Source organism: Chryseobacterium sp. JK1, from assembly GCF_050632815.1.
Taxonomy (GTDB): domain Bacteria; phylum Bacteroidota; class Bacteroidia; order Flavobacteriales; family Weeksellaceae; genus Chryseobacterium.
In genome coordinates, this window is the sequence record NZ_JBODRU010000001.1 from 2,817,438 (window position 1) to 2,834,234 (window position 16,797).

Sequence of the window (16,797 nt, forward strand, 5' to 3'; positions counted from 1 at the left end):
TAAGATTAACCAATTGTTTGGATGTTAAGTTAGAGAATAATTTTTTCTAAAGTTAAAAAAAATAAAAACTGCTTCCCCATTTTGAAAAGCAGCCTCTTCATTTATATCACACTCAGCTTATCTCCTTTTTTCTTTTTCTGAAACAAAAAGTCCAGATAGATTTTCTCATCAGGATTCTTTTTATTTTTCAGTCTGATGATTCCTTCTTTATCTGCTTTATTGAGGATAGAAACGAGTTTTCCATATCCCTGAAATTCCAGATAAAATGTTTCTTCAAACAATGGTTCTATTTCATATTCATCATTTTGTAAGAGCTTTAAGAATTCGTTGCTTCTGGCTTCTTTTTCAGCGGCTCCGTAATAAAGAGTCTGCGAGGTAAGCTCTTCCCTATCTTTGATCAGCTGAAGGAACTTTTCTTTATCTTTATTTTTAATGAGGTCATAGATCTTTCTATATTCTGCAATAACCTCATCTTTCAGTTTCTTATCCTCTTCAAATTCTTTCTTCAGGTTAACAGAATTTCTCCATCCTACAAGATCAAAAGGTACGTCTGCTTCAAAGGTGGAACGCCATTCATAAACGGGTAGCCCTTTAAGCGGCAGTGCAACTTTTGGCTCATAGCGGGCTTCTACATACCCTGGTTTTCCGTATTCTCCTTTTTCTGCTGCCCAATATTCTTTCTGTTGATCGAGGAAAATACCTTCTGCCCCGTTCATTGCAGGATTGTAGGTTACTTTTTTAAGGTCGGGATAAGGATAATGGAAAAAGATCAGATTCAAACCTCCGGCGTCTCCGAAAACATTCTGTCCCAATGCGGGATACATTCTCACCTTCACTTCATGGGTCCCGCTGGTTAGCAAAAGTGGGTTGATTTCATGAGCACCTATTGCACCACCCTGGTTCTGTGAAGCTTCTCCTTTAAAGTTATACAAAAGCACATCATCTACATACACTTCAAATTGTATACTCTGGCTGTGAATATCGATGGAATTCACTCTTTTTTCGTTGACAATTCTGTCTTTTCTAATCGGGTATTCTTTATCTTTTTCGTTGTCTGTAATCATCTTGTCTCGTTGTTTCCAAAAGTTTTCATTTTTCTTAACTTCATTGATGGTTTCCTGTGATATGGATTTATTACAGGAAGCAATTATCAGAAATACACTTAAAAAAAGTATTTTTTTCATTATGTTAAATAGAATTTGGGTAGATCATCGATGTCCGCTTTAAGGAAAGGATCGTTTTCGTTACCAAATTTTCGGGTTGTTTTTATTCCACGGATAACGATTTCTACTTCAAAGGTAACAATCAATCCTGAGAATCCCACAAATGGTTTTACATAAAGGCCTTTCTTTTCTTCCGAATCTATGGAGAGTTTGGCAGAGAAATAAGCATCAAACTGTCCCGTTACATTAATCTCTATTAAAGGTTTTGCGGAAAATCCTTTTACCACGACTGAAGCACTTACTTTAAGCAGTATTTTAAGGCCCAATTTTGCTCCCAGATCGAGATTCCCTCCTTTTATTCCTCCGTCGAGGGTATTAATTTCCAGGGCTTTAAAATCTACACTGAACTGTCCGTAAAATTTGGCTTCTAACGTGATTCCTCCGTTGGCAAGAGCAAGTGTTCCCTGCAGTCCGGCTACAAAAGCGGCCACAAAAGGGTGCATTCTGCTTCCTACGGCTAATAGATCGATCACAAAATTGGCTCCTACCAGCGGATCTGCCTTAAAATTTAAAGTTCCTACCGTTGAAATCTGTTTGTCATACTGCCCGGCCCCTCTTTCCAGATACCAGCTTACGGAGGTGCTCAAGGAAGGAGATTCCACTTCAAACATAAAGGGAGGTTTGCTGGAGCTTTTCATCACGGCACCGCCTAAAGTACCTTTCACACGGTCTGCTATTTCTTTGTACCTAATAAAAATCCCAAGGATTCTTCTTAATTTTTCAGCGAACTCACCTCCATAGTCTGTCTTTTGTGTTCCGCCGTCCCATTCAGCCTGAAGTTTTAATCCAAACTTGTTAAGCATTTCAGGGCTGTTTTTCAGTCTGGCGGATTCTTTTCCTGAAGAAACAGCTTTAGACTGAGCTTTTCTCATATCGCGCGTGATATCTTTCACATCGTCTGGAAGTGGATTCTGTCTGCTGTATTCCGGGAGATTTCCATGAGTGTAGGCTGCAGCATTTGAAAAGTTAAACGAGAACTCAAGGGTCCATTTGATATCCGGATAGGCTTTAATTAAAACAGGAGTCGTCTTTTCACTACTAAAATATCTACAGCTGTGAACATGAAGATGAAACTGATTGGGGTTTGTCGCCATTGGCCATATATAGGCTAACGGAGCGGCATTAAATCTGGATAAATTAGAATATACTTTATAAGGAAAGGAAGGTTTATCGAAAGTCTGCTTCGTATCTCCACTATCGATCGTCTGCCCAACATCTACCATGTATATTTCCTTCTTGTGTTTATTTTTACTGTCTCTGAAGCAAATTTTGGTATCAAAACCGACTACATCGATGATCAGTTCTTTTTTGGTAGAAACGGTAGGTGCTACAACTTCATAGCTAATGGTTTGGGCATTGTGGGCATTGAATACAAAAGAGATGTCTACTCTTCTGTTATTTTCATAGCTCTCTTCGTTTCGGTACTTGATATTATCCCGTCCCATTTTATCATCGGTAGGATCTACTTCTCCTTTTCCGGAAGCGGTTATCCTGCTTCGGTCCAACCCACCATCTCCAAAGAACTTCTTAACAACATCCGCCCTTCTCTGTGATAAGCTTTTATTATAGTTCTGTTTTCCTATCACACAAGCATAACCGCTTAGACTGATCGTTGCTCCTTTATGCTCTAAAAGAAATTTTAAAATATTGTTCAGTACTGCTTCACCATCTTTATCAATGATTGTAGAATCGAATTTGAAGAAAATAGTCCGTTGAATATGTTCCTGAGGAGCGCTGATATTCTTCAAGCCTTTACCATCCTCAAATACTTTAACGGTAGTATTATCGGCTTTACCTTCTTTTTTTCCGATTTCTGTAATCTTGATAAGTTCAAATTTACAAGGTTCATATCGTACGGTACTTACATCCGGCTTGTATACTTTAGTAGGGGTCTGGTTCTGGCTTACATTAACATTGGTAGAGCTTACTTTATTTTTTACATTCAGATAAATGGCATGAAGATCGTCTCCCAAATTATCTTTAATATAAGTGTTTGAAGCTACATCTTTTACTTTAATATAAAATTCTTCCACATCCGTGATTCGGTTCACGGCAGTCATCCATGCATAAGTATTATCTATCTTAAGATTCACTTCACCATCTATTACCTGAACATTGTTATAGACAAAGATCTTTTTGTCGTCTCTGGCCAATTGCTGATTCCAAAGCTCTATGGTAAGAATATTTCCATTAAGTCCTTCGGTAAGCAAATTCAGATAAACGGTTTGTCCGTAGGAAATATATTTGTCTTTTTTGTTGTTTTTAATACTGTTGCTGCTTCCTCTTTGAAGCGTCCATTTACTGCTGATGATTTTAGGATCACACCAGCCTTTTACATACAGTCCGGTCGGATTTTTTTTATCTCGTACCCCTGAAAGGCTGGCTTCTATATAATAATGATAGCTTCCACAAATTCTTTTGGGAATCATAAGTTTATAACCGTTAGAAGATGGCAGCTGAGCAACGATAACCTGTTTGTCACTGCTCTGTCTCATCCATATGAGTTCTTTCTTTTTGTCTTCAGCGGTAGTTCCCGGCAACCAGTCATCTACTCCAAAATACACCCACTGATCTGGTTTTATGGTAATTCTCTGTCCTAAAACCGACATTTTAGGATAGTAAAGTCCTTTTGTAATTTTTATTTTTTTAACGCCTTTCGCCATTGTATTTTCATTTAAATTACATCATCTTCCCCACCGTGTGAAGGTGCTTCATTATACATTGATTCTGTATCCACCAAAGGGTTGATCTGTTGCTGTACATCTTTATCTGAATTCTTGAAATTCTGCTGACTGGCTTCTGCCCTCTGACCATGATCTATGATTTCAATGCATGGTGTTCCTGCTATAGCGCAAATAGCTTTGCTGTCTTCAAGAATCATAAAGCCACCGTTGCTGAGTTGTACTTTGTCGTAAAAACTCTGCCATTCTGTAACCATAATCTTACATGGCGGCGGCGGACTTCCCTGTTTTGTACAGTTTCCGAATGTATTTTTTTCAAAGGTAGAACCCCCAGTTTCTTTTGTGGTTACGATGAGTTTTTTTGAAGCGCTTTTATCGTTGGCATATTCTTTCTGATGGGTAAGTACTTTGAGTTTGTCCGGAGCTTGCCCAAACTGACATTTGCACATGGCTCCCTGCACTACAATATGTTTTTCTGCCATGGTTACTGTTCTTTATTTGAAACAAAAAGTCTGGTCAGGAAATCATTTCCAAATTCCAGACGGATGAAGGATGTATTTATTTTAAAGGTAACCACCGTAAGTGCTGTGGAAGAGCTTTCACCCGTATCTACCGTTGTCTGATAAAGCTGAGCATTGTATTTTGCAAATTTTGCTTTGCATTCTGAGGGTGAACTTTCATTAAAAACAAGCCCATAAGGCAAACCAGCTACTTTTTTATCGCCATAGTATTGCAATGCGTAATATTCCTGACCATCGTTCAGTTTTGTAAGGATCAGATTAAAAACCTCATCGATGTCCCAACTGGCATATATTCCATTTTTACAGTCTTTGCATTCCAGTTCATTGGGTTGTATCTGTAAAAGTTTTGTGATAGCCTCTTGAGTAGTGGGCAGGGGAATAAACTGTTTTTTATTGAATAAGTTCTGCAGTTTTTTTGAAGTTACTTTTTCAATAGCGTTTCTTTTTTCAAAATCGGCTGCGGGATCGCCTGGTCCTTCTACAATATTCACAATCATCTCATCTGAGTCTTCTGCTGCCTTTGATTCTTTACCATTCAAAAGAAATTCTTTGATCTCTTTCTCCACTTTTCCTGTAGATTTTGTGAGTTTCGTATCTACCTCTTTTTGGGAAAAACGGTCGGGAACTACTCTTTCAAGGAAAATACTGACTTTGGTACTTTTTTTAGAAATTTTATCAAAAGTAATCTTCCAGTTGGCCTCTTCTATGAATTGCTTCGGTTTGGCTCCTTTTTTCAATGCCAAATCGAGATAAGGATTTTGACTATTTTTATCGTATTTCAGATTATAAAGATCTATTGTGGTAGAAAAATTATCGTCATCAGCTGCTGCTGCTTTAGGGTCATCATTTGTAAATTCATTTTTGAAACTAAAAATAATGTTCTGTAAGGCTTCTATATTTTGGGGTACTGTAAATTCAACTTTCTGCCCAAAAGACAGACTGAAGCACAGCAATAAAGCGAGTGTGATAACATGTTGTTGTAATTTAAATTTCATTTTGCTTTGGTTTTTTTATTTTTAAATAGCGGCAATCGCTACTGATATTTTCTTTTTTTCCTTCAACATGATGGAGCATTCCAGATACAGGGATTCCGGGAGTAAAGTTTTCCCGTTCAGATAATATTGGATTCTGAAATCTCCGTTTTCGTTCATGGTAGGATTTTCTTCTATAATGAGTGAAAAGGGTGATCTTGAGATAAAATCGTGTGTTGTTCTTTCTTCATATAATTTGCCTTTGCCTTCAATATTGACCAGATGATACTCGTTCTTAAGAGGATCAACTTCTATCTGAATTTTGTAATGGGGCTCTATCGGATTATTGACTATCGGAAAGGTTTCTTCTCTTTCAATCTGAAAGTCTGGACCAAAACTCTGATAAATTCCCAGAAATAAGGTTCTGATGAGATAGTCATTTTTAAGATAAAGATCTATGGCATCCGGTTCTTCTATTATTTGCTCAATCTTTTGGCAATACTCATCTACAGTTTCACCATCAAATTCTTTATATACCTCATCTTTAACACTGGGCCACCTTTCTTTAAAAACACTCAGATTCTCAATTCCATTGAATTTCCCGGATTCGTTGACGCTGATCTGTAAAGGATATAATACTTTTGAGGTTTTGTAAGCAAGCATATCTGCTATTTCATTGATCTCTTCTTCATTCAGATAAAGGTTCGAGATTCTGTCTATTTCAAAAAAGTGCAGATTGTTTTCATGCTTTACCCAACGTACTGAAACCTCATATTTTAATTCATTGTGATGATCTCCTGTTTCTATATTGATGATCACTCCATATTTATAGAACGAGTGGTACGGCTGGAAAATGAGACTGTTTCCTCTTCCGAATTTCACCAAAAGATTTTTATCTGCAACTGCCGTTCTCGGAATAAATATTTCTTTTTGTACGGTAAGCTCTATCAGAATCATATCTTTTACAGGGCACAGGTTATTATGAAATAACTTTAGAGCTCCTATATCGAGATTGTAGAGCGCTGATATAGTTTTTAGGGTTTCACCTTTCTGAATAATGTGTTTGTTATACTTCTGCATGATCTTATTGTATTACTCTAGAGTAATATTCTTATTCCTGATATTTCCAGAAATTATCCAAATCTATCTTTTTTATAAAAATCTCTTTATTTTCCTGTTTAAAAATCAACTGTCTGCCACTGAAATCTCCATTCATTTTCAGTATAATTTCTACGGGCTTAGTTTTGTCAACATTTTTAAATAATTCAAACATTTCCTGTTCATCTGCATATTTTACTTCAAACACGTATTTGTCTCCATTCGAATTTGAAAATAAAAAAGAAAAATATCTTGGTACAGCTCTTAATTTAAATTGATTGTCATTGAGTGCAGCGCCGAATAATGTTTCCATTTCTCCATTAAACATTTCTACGATGACATGCTCCAGTTTGTAGTTTGGAATATTAATTTCCGGTTTCCATCTATATTTTTCACGATAGGTATCCCATATCCCATAGGGAATTCCTTTTTTCTTTAGGTTTTCATAGGCCTCGGGTACGGAGCTACTGATATCAAAAAAAGTATCACGCGAAATGGTGGGATTTCCAGGGACATAATCTGCCATGCTGATCTCTGTTTCTTTGGCCTGAAACCTTGCAATTTCAATCTGTTGATCACCTCCGTACATCCAAACTACTACCACACCTCCGGGAGCGCATCCAGTAATAATATAGGAGTAATTCTCTTTTTCTCCGGAACGCCAATTGATAATTCCTTTATTAAAAAGTTCTTTTATCTTTTCTACCGGCAGATCCCAACTTCCTTTATAAAATTTTCTTTCCATAAAAGAAGCCCAACTAATTTCCAATTTTACTGGAATTGCTTTTGCGTCTTTTCCTTGTATGTGGGTGGAGCCAATATGTCCCCACGTTTCATTAGAAATTCCTGAAGACGGTATATATACTGTACTTCCATCTTCCAAAAACAGTGTTCCTTTGTAGATATTCATAGGATACATTTTGGGAGAGCTTTCGGTAGGAAGCCATTCATATTTATTCATATTTTTCTGGCAAGAGATTAGGAGATATTGAAATATCAGTAAGTAGGCAAATAGTTTTTTCATATCTCGAAAGTTATTGCATTGTATTATTTTAATTAAAATTTGTTCTATGAGGAAGAACAAAATAAATGATTATCCAAACGACAATTATCACCAAATTTGTCATCATTTTATTTTTATCCTTTCGCCTGAAAAATGCTTCTATTAAAAGATAGATAAGGGCTATTAAGAATAAAAACAGCGGCAATAGATCTATATTATACCGTTGTCTTTTAAAATTATTTTCAGCAAACATTAAAAAAAACACGAGGTAAGGCAGCAATGGAATTATAAATCTTGTAATTGTATATTTTATCATATTTTTATGAATTAGGTGCAATTCTACGCCATCTGGTTACTTTCAGGTTTTTTTTATCTAACGTATAATTGGGTCTGTAACCAATTTCCCCGAATCTTGAGTTCCAGTGAATATAACGGTTTCGTAAATCCATTAGCATATTATGATCATTCACAATGGTATTGAATTTTTCCGTTGTCATTTTTTTCTGTTCCCACTGCTTTCTAAAGGCTTCAATCTCTTTATTGGTATAATAAGACATTTTGGGTTTGGTTCCTTTGATATATTCCTGAAGCCTGGTCTTTACTTTGGTTAAGTCCAGAGGATAGTATTTGTTTTCTGTTCCGTTAGGTATTTTATAGTTTTCGGCTATTTTTGCTAAGTTAAAAGTTCCCTCATACGTTTCATTAATCATCTCGGTAAGGAGTTGTAATGTAACAAAACTATATCTATTGCTAATGCCTTGTCTATTGATATGGGTTTCGTGCCATGAGTTTGGAGCGACTACTTCGCTTCTCTTAAACCACCCTTGTTCAATGAGGTCATTTAAATCATTATTCAAAATTTTGTCATAGTCTGAATCACTTAATCCGTCTCCCCATGTATTGTCAAGATCCATGATTTGTCTGTTCAGTTCCTTCATATTATGGGTATAACATCCTCCAACATCTGAATGCACGCCGGGCAGAAAGAAGTCGTTTCCACCCGCATTTCTGGTGAGGGTGATCATAAAGTTTTCTCTATGTTCATCTGATGCGCAGAAATGGATAATTTTCTTAGCCTTCAATGTATTTAAATGTAATTCCTCGACATCATTAGTAAAATCAGGGCTTATCGTTTTATTGGTGGCATTGGGATCATAAGAAGAAACGGTATCATACAATCCTAATACCCGAACGGAAATAGTTTCAATATTAATTTTCTGTTCCTGGAGTTTCAAGCCCAAATGTCCTCTTCCCGGAAGTTCTTTTAATGCGGTATAGTAGCCGTCGCTATCTGTTGGAACGGCCTTGGCTCCCTGTACGGGAGGCACATAAGAAAGCGGATAATATTTTGATTTGTTTATTTCGTATACAAAATTTCTTGCTGCTGCAGCCCCTCTACTAAATCCAAATACATCAAGGGTTAAGGTATTGACCCGTTTGTCTTTCTTCAGTTCAATAACTTTCTTCACAATCTCTTCACAGCCCTTTCTCACTTTGGCACGGATTCCCATACTACCAGCTCCAAAGGCAACTCCCAGATGGTCGGTAAGATCATCACTATCTGCTTTAAGATTTTCTGTCCCTATTCCTTCTATGTATATTTTTGCAACATAATCTTCTGTATTGTACCAATATTCTTTTCTTGCAACATTGGATAAATCATTTTCATAGCTATCATCATCTTTATTAGAATATTTATCGTACTTCTTTTTTTCTTCTTCTGTTCTCTTATAATCAGGTTCGTTTCCTCCTGCTTTGGTATTACTTCTGTTATTTTGGGTCCCGTCAAAAAAAATACCGATTCTAATATTTATCTCTCCTTTTGGTGGTGGAGGTGGTGAATAATTTCCAAAAACTATATTTGACATCTGCTCCTATTTATTTTGAATTACATATTGATCCATCTGTTTTATCGGATATTTTTTACCGTTCTGTTCCATGGATACTTCTGCTTTGGTTCCGCTGCTTATATCGATAATAATGTCTGTAGGAAGGTCTTTATTTAATCCACCAAAAATTTTATACATATCGGTTTTTTCAAAATCGAGAGGAAGGAAGGTACCGTTATATACTTTGCTGGCATCTTTTATATAGTTTGGATTCCCTGTAAATACGACCTGTGAGCTTTGTTTTTTGCCTTCTTTATTTTTCCATTGAAAGTAAAAAAGATAAGGGACTGCCCGTTTTTTATAAGGTAAAGTAACTGCGGAATTGTCTTGAAGTGTGCTTTCACGTTCTCCATTAGCCAGATAAAAGTTTCTTTTCTCAAGAGTACTTCCCGCTGGAAGAATTACCTTAGGGCTCCAATTCAATTTTTCTCTAAAAATTTCATATAACTGGGGATCCGGATAACCGTCTTCTTTTATTTTTTCAGTTACAATAGGTTTTACGATTCCCGGATCGCTGATAATATCTTCTCTATATTGGGGTTCGAATACGTATTTAAATTTATCATACGCTTCGTCTTTGGTAATGTTGATCTCTTTTCCTTGAAAACTTCCAACTTCCACCTGATGTCCATCGCCATATAACCACAGGACAAGTTTTCCTTTGGGTCCCAATCCGATCACGAAAGTTTCATAGGTTCCCTTTTTCACAGAATCAAAATAGGTTTGACTGAACCCTTCGTTGAATAGCTGAGTAATTTTCTTAGTATCGAGCTCCCAATGCCCTGCGTAAAATTTATTTTCGACCAAGGAATACCAAGTAAATTCTAAAGTATGAGGGACTTTTACAGGGGTATCTGTACCACCACCATGTTTACCCGGTTCTCCCCAGCCTCCGCCAACAATTCCCCAGATATCGGAAAACGGAAATTGATAATCGTCTGCAATAAGTTCTCCGTAATAGGCCTGCATCGGGTATTCATTAGGAGCTGACAAAGTTCCTGTCCATTTAAATTTTTCTTCCATTTTTTTATTTTGACAACTTACTAATGAGAAACTTCCTATGATGAAAAAAATCAGGATTCTTAATTTATTTATTCCCATGAGAAACGATTTTCTTATTACTAGCTAAAACCAAATTTTCTTTTTGTGCTTCTACATTGATCTTCTTTGCTATTTTCTCCACCTTTTTTCCTACACTCAGATGATAGGAATCTTTAACCGTGATTGTAATATTGGTTGCTGTTTTTATAATAGCCATATCAGAACAATTTAGATTTTTCTGCACTGTTGAATTCTACAATTTTTCCACTTTGCATCGTCATATTTTCCATTTCGCTGAACATGGATATTTCGCCCGCTATTTCATGAGAGGTTTCGGATTGTCTTTTGAATTCTTTTTCTATCATTTCGGTTCTCGTATCTGAAGATTCCATGATGTCTCCTGAGGCCGTAAGTCTCATATCTTTTCCGGCAATAGAAATAATATCTTCATTGGCCGTACTGGTAATACTGGCTCCTGCCCCTACTGATATTTCTTTTCCTGCTGTAATGCTTATGTTCTCGCCTGCATTCAGTGTAAAGTTTTTGGGAGCGGTCATGCTGATATTTCCTTTACCATCCATAAAATATTTATTTCCGCTAGGGTCAAGAATAGTAACACTTCCTTCTTCATCATTCATGAGAACTCTTATTCCGCTTCTTGTCTGTATAGATTTCAAATGGTTGTTCACTCCGCCTCCTAAAGCGACTCCGCCATGGAACATTCCTCCCATTACAAAAGGTCTGTCCGGATGACTGTGAACGAAGTTAACCATTACCTGATCTCCAACTTCCGGAATGGCCACATATCCTCTGTTTTGGGTAATCTGATCGGTTCCTCCTGCATCAGGGCTCATCATACGAATGAAATGAGTACTGTCATTCGTCTGCCAGTCAAATCTCACCTGTATTCTTCCCTGCCCTTCCGGATCTGTATTGGAAATCACGGTTGCTGTCTGTGGCTCTGCTTTAGGAACAGTAAAATCCGGTTTGGGTAAAAATCCGGTGTCTGCAGCAATTCCCAGAAAGCTTCCTGTATAATGTCCTCTTGTATCAATCTCATGTTCAGATTCTGTAATCATAATTCTGGTGAAGTATGATGTTTCATTAGAATCAGGTTTACGCATCTGTACATCTGCAACACACCCTGGATGGAGAAATGGAACCGTTGTATTTCCGGAAACAGAAAAAACATTAACCGCTTCACTTCCTGATGCACTTTTCTGTGAGTATTCTACATCAAGATGGGTGTTTGCCTTAATAGGAGCGACCTGTAAAGCCGGAGTTTTATAAATAGAGTCGTTGTGACTGTATGCTGTTTTCGCAAGATCACCTACATGCTTAATGGGTGTTGAACCTGAAATGAGTTTTTCATCTTTATTACTATTGTAACCATAGAATTGTGGTCTCGTGTGCACAGCTTTCAACTCTACTTTGATGTCATGAGCACTGCTTCCATACGTTAATGTGATAGGTTTGTTCTGAGGGGGAAGTTTTCCGAAATGAAGAACTTCACCGTCATAATAAAACTGTTCGCCATACGCTTCAGCCATTCTTGCCAGATAATTGTAATGGGTTTCATCATACTGGCTGCTGTAAATGATCTGGGAATAATTGTTGGCATCCACTCTGATGTCAAAACGGCTTTTATCAATCCCCTGCTTAATAACATCTTCCGCGATAATTCCTATATTCACAGGTTGAGAACCTCCAAAACTTTGGATATGCGGAGCGCCATCAAGAAGAATAGTTGGGCTGTAGCCTGTCAGGATAATATTCCCAAGGCTCATCTGTTCCTGGCTGAAACCTACTCCTGTAATTACTCCAACAAAAGTTCTCTCAGGACTGTTGTCTATATCTTTATACGAAATGACGGCTGTAAGGCGTTTCCCCAGAAATTTATTGGCTTCTTCAAGAGAGTGGGTTTGCCTGTCACCAAGCGTATCATGTGCTAAGGTAAGCGTAAATTCGTGATGACGTACAGTACTTTGTTTAAGCTTAAAGTGTTTATAATATTTGATAATTTTCCCTTCAATGACGAGAGAAAGTTTTACCAATCTGTTGATTCCTGTATGGTGATTTTCAGATACTCCATCTGCATTCTGGGTAGGCCGAAAGGATGTTGTTCTTGATTTTTCAGGATTATTTGACATATTTTGTGATGAGTTGTTTAATTTTCAGATTATTCAATCAAACGGATTTTTTTAAATAAGCAAAAAATTCTTAAGATTTGGTTTTAATAAAGGGTAAAAAAGACCGTCTTATAAGGACAGTCTTTTTATATCTTACTCCTGAAGGTTTAGCTTAAGGGCCAAAGTCCGTCATAAGAAGAATTTCCGTATGTAACGCTTTCTGCACTTATAATAAAGCTGATCAGCATATTATTGCTGTCTATTGCGTCAAAGTCTACTTCATGCTGGATCACATATCCGTTTTCCCACTTCAAAGAGATGAGTGTTCCTTCTTCATGAGATTTGTTGAAGTTGATTTCTCCGTTGGTCGGTTTATATTTACTGTTGAGTAAACTTTCCAAAATGTCGGATTTTTCTGTTGCTTCTATTGTTACTTTAATTAATGCATTTGACGGATCTGAAGCGACACGTCCTGAAACGTCTGTAGATCTTGATACGCTGTAATTCATTTTCAACAGCTTTTGAGCTTCACCTCCATTGAATTTTAAGATTCCTCTTGAATTTCCTGCCATATTCTTACATTTTAATCTTTAGTGATTACTCCCGTATATAAAAGGTTTGAATAACAAATATAGGCTTCATGTTCTAATTGAAAAAGTTTTTAAACAAGAGTTTCAGAAATTGTAGTAGTTCTACGACAATTTCTATCCGGAAACGATATTTTAATCTTTTTTTCTTAAAAAAATCTATTCAACAGAAATAAACACTGACAATCAATATTTTAACAATTAAAAAAATCACTCTTCCTAAAAAAATTATACCATACAATGAAAAGCGTAAAAACTTAAGTCAATGTAAAAGAACACACTACAAACAAAAAGTACACGTAAGATTTATGAAAATCATCGATTTCACATCTTAAGTGTACTTCTCTATGAGGTTTACCTTTAATCTAACCAGTCAAATTCAGAAATTAATTAGAGAAAATCCGAGTAGTAATGTTTGTAAATATAACTCACTATTATAATAACAAGATTGATGACAACCAGACTCATTAAAAAGGTTCCGTATTTCCTTTTTTTGTCAATATAACTTAAACCAAGGGTAAAAAAAAACAATAATAAAGTATACACTGCCGGATACATATGAAAAGCTTCAGAAAATTTTCCCTCAAAAACGAGGACTATAGCTCTCTGTGCTCCGCATCCAAGACATTCCACACCCAGAATTTTTTTGCTGGGACAGGTCAGCATAAAGTCTTCAATATTCATTTTTACCAGGATAGATGATTCGGAAGTTATGATGATATTTTTGCTCTGGTATACTGGTGAGGGAAAAAACAGTCTTCCTTCATCTCAAATGAGCCCTGAACGGCAATATAAGGGTTTCGTAAAATTTCACGGGCTATGAAAATAAGATCTGCCTCACCTTTCTGAAGGATTTCCTCCGCCTGTTCCAATTCAGTAATTAAGCCAACAGCTCCGGTTCTTACGGCTGCCTCATTCTTTACCTGTGAAGATAAAGGAACCTGATAACCGTTGAAAACAGATATTTTGGCACCATGAATATTTCCTCCGCTTGATACATCCACCAAATCCACAGCATGTTCTTTTAAAATTTTTGCCAATGCTACACTGCTTTGAATATCCCAACCGTTCTCAGCGTATTCAGTACCGGAAATTCTCACAAAAAGGGCTGTATTTTCAGTAAGCTCTTCATTCACTGCCTCTACAATTTCCAGTAGAAATCGAATTCGGTTTTCAAAACTTCCGCCATATTCATCTGTTCTGATATTGGAAAGTGGTGATAAAAACTGGTGAATAAGATAACCGTGAGCGCCATGAAGTTCAATAATATCAAAACCTGCGTTTACGGCTCTCCTAGCTGCTTTTCTAAAATCCTGAACCAATTCTTTCACCTCATCTGTACTTAATACATGAGGAATTCTTTCTGAAGGATGGTAAGGAATGGGACTTGGAGCAACCGTTTCCCAACCTTCTTCTAAGGAAATCTGCAGATTATTCCATGTGGAACCTTTTCTTCCGGCATGCGCCAACTGGATTCCTATTTTACTTTCCGAGTGATGATGAACAAATTCTACAATTCGCTGAAGTTTTTCAGCCTGCTCATCATTCCAGATTCCCATACAATGGTTGGTGATTCTTCCTCTGGGTTCTACTCCTGTAGCTTCTACCATCAGTAATCCGGTTCCCCCTTGCGCCCTGCTTCCGTAATGAACGAAATGAAAGTCGTTAGCCAATCCGTTTTCACATGAATACATGCACATAGGAGACATTACCCATCTGTTTTTCAGCTCTACATTTCTGAATTTTATTGGTGTATATAACATTTTCTTCTTTTAAAAATTGAACTTTATCATTGGAGGAAAAATATTGCCCACCTCGTTAAAAAGAACTAATTTTACCCCCCTTTTTTAGTGTACAATATATGAAAAAAGACATACAGATCAGTTACGAATATTTTAAGAATAGCAGCGAACTGAACGATATAGAAAAAAAACTATTCGAAAAAGCCAAAGAGGCTCGCGAAAATGCCTATGCACCGTATTCTCAGTTTTTTGTAGGATGCTCAGTATTATTGGAAAACGGAGAAATATATTCCGGAAACAACCAGGAAAATGCAGCATTTCCTTCAGGTCTCTGTGCGGAAAGAACGACATTATTTTGGGTGGCGGCTAATTTTCCCAATGTGAAGGTAAAAAAGATTTTTGTAGTTGGAGGACCTAAAATATTTCATGAGAAAAATCCACCGATTCCTCCTTGTGGAGCCTGCCGACAAAGCTTAATTGAGTATGAAACGAAGCAAAATGAGAACATCGACCTTTATTTTTCAAGTATGAATGACGAGGTGGTAAAAGTGCATGCAGTGAAAGATCTGCTTCCGTTTTATTTTGATTCAACGTTCTTGTAAAAGGGTATTCCAAAACGGCCAATGAGATTGGTAACTTTAAAATTTAATATTTAGCTTTTGCTGTGATATTATAGAATCTGTTTATTAATCCCTCGGGGTTTTTATAGATGGTAATTAGTTTAAAACCTGTAGAATTTCTACAGGTTTTTATTTTTCTCAGAGATTTCTTTTTTGACCGCAGATGACACGGATTTTCGCAGATGATTGAGAATATTTTTTTAAATTCTTCTAATTCCGATCTGGTGATAATCAAAATATTTTGTCTCTGGTTCAAAATAAAAAGCTGTCTCCATTAGAAACAGCCTTGTTTTGTTTTTTATTCTTCAGATTCTACATCTTCATCATCTTCGTATTGTTCCAGATAATACGTAAAGCTAAAGTCTTCTACTTCTTCTTCGGCATCTTCCAGAGTAGTCAGCAGGTCTTCAAAAATTTCCAACTGATCTACCGTCATATTAACGAATTCGAGGTGAAGCGGCATTTCTAAGTTACCGGTAATGGTATCGAAAAGCGCATCAAGATTATCACCAAAATGCTCAGGAAGCTGAATCTTCTCCTTTAATTGGGTGTAGAAATCTTCATAGTCACCTATGTCTGTAAAATCTATATATACTGTCTTCATATTGAACTAAATTTCCAATTTTTATTGATTAAAAAAGTTTTGCATTTTTTGCAGAAGTCCGTTTCCTCATTAGTCGGATTTTTACCTTCTGCATTTCTCATAAAACATGTTTTTTCAGGGCAATGCCTTAACCCTTGTGTATGTCCCAGCTCATGAATGGCTACTTTATAAAACTGTTCATCTGAATTTTCTTTGCTCAGTCTAAAGTTTGAAGCCACACAAGCTTTTCCAGGTGTATATCCCAGTCCCATTATTCCAAAGTCTTTTATTTTACCTCTGGTTGCACTTATATCTTTAGAAGTTAAGCCAATTGTTACAAAGCCTTCCTTAGTTTTATAGTCTAAAAACTTAATAATTGAATCTGCCCGGTAACGGTTCCTCTCTTTATAATAAGTATTTTCTGGAAAATCTATCACTTCAAGAACTTTCACATTAGGATATACTCTTTTTATTCCGTTTGCTACCTTTATCACCTTTTCAGGCTTTAGACCTTTAAAGGGTTGTATAAGGATCTTTACAGCCGGTCTTTTTTGTTCTTCTTTTACAATCTTCTTCTTTTCTGAGCACGAGAAGACCAGAAATAAAGCTGACACATAAAGAAGACTACAATTTTTCAAAATTAAAATTTATAATAAATTAAATAGAAACTAAATACGCCCTAGCTTCATCATTTTCAATCCTTGTAATG

At 36.5% G+C, this 16,797-nt stretch carries 16 protein-coding genes; 1 reads left to right on the forward strand and 15 read right to left on the reverse strand.

The features are described 5' to 3' along the window. Nucleotides 1-101: 101 nt before the first annotated feature. The 13 genes from ACQ76T_RS12740 to namA all read right to left on the reverse strand — a co-directional run bounded on the left by ACQ76T_RS12740 (nt 102) and on the right by namA (nt 14,906). A complete protein-coding gene (locus tag ACQ76T_RS12740) occupies nt 102-1,184 on the reverse strand; it encodes a hypothetical protein (RefSeq protein ID WP_431343658.1) in 1,083 nt (360 codons plus the stop codon). Then, a complete protein-coding gene (locus tag ACQ76T_RS12745) occupies nt 1,184-3,886 on the reverse strand; it encodes an OmpA family protein (RefSeq protein ID WP_431343659.1) in 2,703 nt (900 codons plus the stop codon). The genes ACQ76T_RS12740 and ACQ76T_RS12745 overlap by 1 nt, the downstream gene beginning before the upstream one ends. 11 nt (nt 3,887-3,897) lie before the next feature. Next, nucleotides 3,898-4,386: a DUF4280 domain-containing protein gene (locus ACQ76T_RS12750; protein WP_431343660.1), complete on the reverse strand. Its 489-nt coding sequence runs from the start codon at nt 4,384-4,386 to the stop codon at nt 3,898-3,900. Between the two features lie 2 nt (nt 4,387-4,388). Next, complete coding sequence (locus ACQ76T_RS12755) at nt 4,389-5,420, reverse strand: hypothetical protein (RefSeq protein WP_431343661.1); 1,032 nt, start codon at nt 5,418-5,420, stop codon at nt 4,389-4,391. A gap of 21 nt (nt 5,421-5,441) precedes the next feature. After that, nucleotides 5,442-6,476: a hypothetical protein gene (locus tag ACQ76T_RS12760; protein WP_431343662.1), complete on the reverse strand. Its 1,035-nt coding sequence runs from the start codon at nt 6,474-6,476 to the stop codon at nt 5,442-5,444. 31 nt (nt 6,477-6,507) lie between these two features. Continuing rightward, nucleotides 6,508-7,455, reverse strand: coding sequence for a DUF2931 family protein (locus tag ACQ76T_RS12765; protein WP_431343663.1), 948 nt, complete (start codon nt 7,453-7,455; stop codon nt 6,508-6,510). A gap of 362 nt (nt 7,456-7,817) precedes the next feature. Next, the gene (locus tag ACQ76T_RS12770) at nt 7,818-9,365 is read right to left on the reverse strand and encodes a phospholipase effector Tle1 domain-containing protein (protein WP_431343664.1); all 1,548 of its coding nucleotides are present in this window, start codon (nt 9,363-9,365) and stop codon (nt 7,818-7,820) included. Nucleotides 9,366-9,371: 6 nt separating this feature from the next. After that, on the reverse strand, nt 9,372-10,409 hold the full coding sequence (locus ACQ76T_RS12775; RefSeq protein ID WP_431343665.1) for a DUF2931 family protein: 1,038 nt from the start codon (nt 10,407-10,409) through the stop codon (nt 9,372-9,374). Nucleotides 10,410-10,473: 64 nt separating this feature from the next. Continuing rightward, entirely contained in the window at nt 10,474-10,644 is a 171-nt protein-coding gene (locus tag ACQ76T_RS12780) for a hypothetical protein (RefSeq protein ID WP_431343666.1), read from the reverse strand. 1 nt (nt 10,645) lies between these two features. After that, entirely contained in the window at nt 10,646-12,577 is a 1,932-nt protein-coding gene (locus ACQ76T_RS12785) for a type VI secretion system Vgr family protein (RefSeq protein ID WP_431343667.1), read from the reverse strand. A 146-nt stretch (nt 12,578-12,723) separates the two neighbouring features. Beyond that, entirely contained in the window at nt 12,724-13,128 is a 405-nt protein-coding gene (gene tssD, locus ACQ76T_RS12790) for a type VI secretion system tube protein TssD (RefSeq protein ID WP_431343668.1), read from the reverse strand. Between the two features lie 405 nt (nt 13,129-13,533). Further along, a complete protein-coding gene (locus ACQ76T_RS12795) occupies nt 13,534-13,827 on the reverse strand; it encodes a DUF2752 domain-containing protein (protein ID WP_431343669.1) in 294 nt (97 codons plus the stop codon). Nucleotides 13,828-13,853: 26 nt separating this feature from the next. After that, entirely contained in the window at nt 13,854-14,906 is a 1,053-nt protein-coding gene (gene namA, locus ACQ76T_RS12800) for an NADPH dehydrogenase NamA (RefSeq protein ID WP_431343670.1), read from the reverse strand. A gap of 98 nt (nt 14,907-15,004) precedes the next feature. On the opposite strand from namA, the gene ACQ76T_RS12805 reads away from it, so the two are divergent. Beyond that, on the forward strand, nt 15,005-15,487 hold the full coding sequence (locus ACQ76T_RS12805; RefSeq protein WP_431343671.1) for a cytidine deaminase: 483 nt from the start codon (nt 15,005-15,007) through the stop codon (nt 15,485-15,487). Between the two features lie 316 nt (nt 15,488-15,803). Here the strand turns inward: ACQ76T_RS12805 and ACQ76T_RS12810 are convergent, their stop codons facing one another. Continuing rightward, on the reverse strand, nt 15,804-16,109 hold the full coding sequence (locus tag ACQ76T_RS12810) for a barstar family protein (RefSeq protein ID WP_431343672.1): 306 nt from the start codon (nt 16,107-16,109) through the stop codon (nt 15,804-15,806). After that, on the reverse strand, nt 16,106-16,702 hold the full coding sequence (locus tag ACQ76T_RS12815; protein WP_431343673.1) for a matrixin family metalloprotease: 597 nt from the start codon (nt 16,700-16,702) through the stop codon (nt 16,106-16,108). The genes ACQ76T_RS12810 and ACQ76T_RS12815 overlap by 4 nt, the downstream gene beginning before the upstream one ends. Nucleotides 16,703-16,797: the final 95 nt, after the last annotated feature.

Excerpts from the sequence above, each read along its gene's own strand:
- ACQ76T_RS12785 (WP_431343667.1), bottom strand. The coding sequence starts at position 12,577 with ATGTCAAATAATCCTGAAAAATCAAGAACAACATCCTTTCGGCCTACC.
- ACQ76T_RS12750 (WP_431343660.1), bottom strand. The coding sequence starts at position 4,386 with ATGGCAGAAAAACATATTGTAGTGCAGGGAGCCATGTGCAAATGTCAG.
- ACQ76T_RS12760 (WP_431343662.1), bottom strand. The coding sequence starts at position 6,476 with ATGCAGAAGTATAACAAACACATTATTCAGAAAGGTGAAACCCTAAAA.
- ACQ76T_RS12780 (WP_431343666.1), bottom strand. The coding sequence starts at position 10,644 with ATGGCTATTATAAAAACAGCAACCAATATTACAATCACGGTTAAAGAT.
- ACQ76T_RS12755 (WP_431343661.1), bottom strand. The coding sequence starts at position 5,420 with ATGAAATTTAAATTACAACAACATGTTATCACACTCGCTTTATTGCTG.
- ACQ76T_RS12740 (WP_431343658.1), bottom strand. The coding sequence starts at position 1,184 with ATGAAAAAAATACTTTTTTTAAGTGTATTTCTGATAATTGCTTCCTGT.
- ACQ76T_RS12805 (WP_431343671.1), top strand. The coding sequence starts at position 15,005 with ATGAAAAAAGACATACAGATCAGTTACGAATATTTTAAGAATAGCAGC.
- ACQ76T_RS12795 (WP_431343669.1), bottom strand. The coding sequence starts at position 13,827 with ATGAATATTGAAGACTTTATGCTGACCTGTCCCAGCAAAAAAATTCTG.
- tssD (WP_431343668.1), bottom strand. The coding sequence starts at position 13,128 with ATGGCAGGAAATTCAAGAGGAATCTTAAAATTCAATGGAGGTGAAGCT.
- ACQ76T_RS12765 (WP_431343663.1), bottom strand. The coding sequence starts at position 7,455 with ATGAATAAATATGAATGGCTTCCTACCGAAAGCTCTCCCAAAATGTAT.
- ACQ76T_RS12745 (WP_431343659.1), bottom strand. The coding sequence starts at position 3,886 with ATGGCGAAAGGCGTTAAAAAAATAAAAATTACAAAAGGACTTTACTAT.
- ACQ76T_RS12770 (WP_431343664.1), bottom strand. The coding sequence starts at position 9,365 with ATGTCAAATATAGTTTTTGGAAATTATTCACCACCTCCACCACCAAAA.
- namA (WP_431343670.1), bottom strand. The coding sequence starts at position 14,906 with ATGTTATATACACCAATAAAATTCAGAAATGTAGAGCTGAAAAACAGA.
- ACQ76T_RS12775 (WP_431343665.1), bottom strand. The coding sequence starts at position 10,409 with ATGGAAGAAAAATTTAAATGGACAGGAACTTTGTCAGCTCCTAATGAA.
- ACQ76T_RS12810 (WP_431343672.1), bottom strand. The coding sequence starts at position 16,109 with ATGAAGACAGTATATATAGATTTTACAGACATAGGTGACTATGAAGAT.